1 protein-coding gene is annotated in these 1,305 nt (G+C 61.5%); it reads right to left on the reverse strand.

Annotated features, from left to right (window positions below):
- Positions 1–3: 3 nt before the first annotated feature.
- A complete protein-coding gene (locus AB3X89_RS39710) occupies positions 4–1,224 on the reverse strand; it encodes an ISL3 family transposase (protein ID WP_368587993.1) in 1,221 nt (406 codons plus the stop codon).
- Between the last annotated feature and the right edge of the window lie 81 nt (positions 1,225–1,305).

The following is a 1,305-nucleotide window of genomic DNA, read 5'->3' on the forward strand; positions in this document are numbered from 1 at the left end:
GGTTCATCGAGGATTTCCGGGGAACGCGGCGCGGATTTTGAGGAAGAAGTACTCCTCGTCGCGGTACCCGTAAGCTCTGCGCTTGATGACCTTGATCGTGTTGTTGATCCCTTCAACGATGCTGGTGTTCAGTGGGTGGTGGCAGCGCGCCAGGATTCCATGCCAGTAGCCTTGCAGGCGCTGCGCAAACAGTTGCAGGGCGGCGATACCGCTCTGGCTTGCCTGCTCGCACCATTGCTCCCAGGCCTTCTGCGCCCAGGCAGGCTTGCGATAGAACCAGAGCCGTTTGAGTTCGTCACGTAGCACATAGACACACAACAGCGATTGGTTGGCAGCCAGCAGTTCCTTCAGATGCACCGACTGCTCAGGTTTCAGGTTGCGGCGGTTACGCAACAGCAGCCAGCGGCTGGACTTCAGGACCTTGCGCGCTGGCCTGTCATGGCGAAGCTGGTTGGCCTGATCGACGCGCACGCGATCGATGACTTCGCGCCCGTATTTGGCCACGACGTGGAACAGGTCGTAGACAATCTCGGCCTGCGGGCAATGTGCGTTGATCTCCAGTTCATAGGCCGTGGTCATGTCGATTGCGACGGCCTCGATGCGTTCGGCGACGCCTTCCGGTAGCTGCTCAAAGAAGGCCCTGGCTGTCTCGCGGGAGCGTCCCGCTCCTATCCACAGCACCTGTCGGCCGATCGGATCGACCACCACCGTGGCGTACCGATGACCTTTATGGAGCGCGAACTCATCCATCGCCAGATAGCGGATCGTCGACCAGTCCGGTTCGGCCACGCGTGCGCGCAGGCGCAACTTGTCGATCGATTTGACCGTGTGCCAGCCCAGATCGTAGAAGGCCGCCACCGCCTGTACGCTGGCCGCCTGCAGCAGCTTCTCGCACGCCTTGGCGAAGCGCTCAGTCACCCGCTGGTAGCGGCCCAGCCACTCCAGCTTCTCCAGGCGCGGGCCACCGCAGTGTTCGCACCAGACCCGGCGGCGGGGCACGTGCAGCACCACCCGATACTCGAACAGTGGCAGGTCGCGCACCCGGCGAACCGCCGTCTCATGAATCTGCGAACAACGCGCTCCGCATTGCTCGCAATGCATGACCCTGCTCACCGGTTTCAGATAAAGCGAAAGCGTGTGGTTGTCCCCCTGCGGCCACTCTACGCGTTCCAGCCGGTAGCCCTTCCAGCACCCCAGCGCCTGCAGTGCCTTGCGATCGAGCAATTCTCCCCCTGATGTCCCCTCAATTCAGGCATCAGATTACGCAATTGGCAAAAATCGCTCCACGCTTTTCTACGAAGAACC

Origin of the sequence: Paraburkholderia sp. BR14320, from assembly GCF_040948665.1 — a bacterium.
GTDB lineage: Bacteria > Pseudomonadota > Gammaproteobacteria > Burkholderiales > Burkholderiaceae > Paraburkholderia > Paraburkholderia youngii.